The 1,387-nt window shown below is 56.7% G+C and carries 1 protein-coding gene; it reads left to right on the top strand.

Features of this window, described 5'->3' with window-relative positions; all coding sequences use genetic code 11:
• The coding region (locus tag D8837_RS09560; protein ID WP_185755705.1) for a hypothetical protein at positions 1-1,387 on the top strand (1,387 nt) is incomplete at both ends.

Genomic DNA, 1,387 nt, shown 5'->3' with positions numbered 1-1,387 from the left:
TGAGGCTGACGCACTTGTTGACGCTGAAGCCGATGCACTAGTACTTGCTGAAGCCGAGGCACTTGTTGACGCTGAAGCTGAAGCACTTGTCGATGCTGAGGCTGATGCACTGGTACTTGCTGAAGCTGACGCACTGGTACTTGCTGAGGCCGAGGCGCTTGTGCTTGCTGAAGCTGACGCACTGGTTGATGCGGAAGCTGAGGCACTTGTTGACGCTGAGGCCGACGCGCTTGTACTTGCTGAAGCTGACGCGCTAGTACTTGCCGATGCTGAAGCACTGGTACTTGCTGAAGCCGACGCGCTAGTACTTGCTGAAGCTGAGGCACTTGTACTTGCTGAAGCCGACGCACTGGTTGATGCCGATGCTGAAGCACTGGTACTTGCTGAGGCCGACGCACTGGTTGATGCCGATGCTGAAGCACTGGTACTTGCTGAGGCCGAGGCGCTGGTTGATGCCGATGCTGACGCACTAGTACTTGCTGAAGCTGAGGCACTGGTACTTGCTGAAGCTGAGGCACTCGTACTTGCTGAAGCTGACGCGCTAGTACTTGCCGATGCTGAAGCACTGGTACTTGCTGAAGCTGACGCGCTAGTACTTGCCGATGCTGAAGCACTGGTACTTGCTGAAGCCGACGCGCTAGTACTTGCTGAAGCCGACGCACTGGTTGATGCCGATGCTGACGCGCTAGTACTTGCTGAGGCCGAGGCGCTAGTGCTTGCCGATGCTGACGCGCTAGTGCTTGCTGAAGCTGAGGCACTCGTACTTGCTGAGGCTGACGCGCTGGTACTTGCAGAAGCCGAGGCACTGGTTGACGCTGAAGCCGACGCGCTTGTTGACGCCGATGCTGACGCGCTGGTACTTGCTGAAGCCGATGCACTTGTTGACGCTGAGGCTGATGCACTTGTACTTGCTGAAGCTGAAGCACTCGTACTTGCTGAAGCCGACGCACTGGTTGATGCCGATGCTGACGCACTAGTACTTGCTGAAGCCGACGCACTGGTTGATGCCGAAGCCGATGCACTTGTACTTGCTGAAGCCGATGCGCTTGTTGACGCTGAAGCCGATGCACTAGTACTTGCTGAGGCCGATGCGCTTGTTGACGCTGAAGCTGATGCACTTGTCGATGCGGAAGCTGAGGCACTTGTCGATGCTGAGGCTGACGCACTTGTTGACGCTGAAGCCGATGCACTAGTACTTGCTGAAGCCGAGGCACTTGTTGACGCTGAAGCTGAAGCACTTGTCGATGCTGAGGCTGATGCACTGGTACTTGCTGAAGCTGACGCACTGGTACTTGCTGAGGCCGAGGCGCTTGTGCTTGCTGAAGCTGACGCACTGGTTGATGCGGAAGCTGAGGCACTTGTTGACGCTGAGGCCGACGCGCTTGTA

It is taken from the genome of Streptococcus mitis (assembly GCF_003942965.1).
Taxonomy (GTDB): Bacteria; Bacillota; Bacilli; order Lactobacillales; family Streptococcaceae; genus Streptococcus; species Streptococcus mitis_BH.
This window is presented reverse-complemented; position numbering and strand designations above follow the sequence as displayed.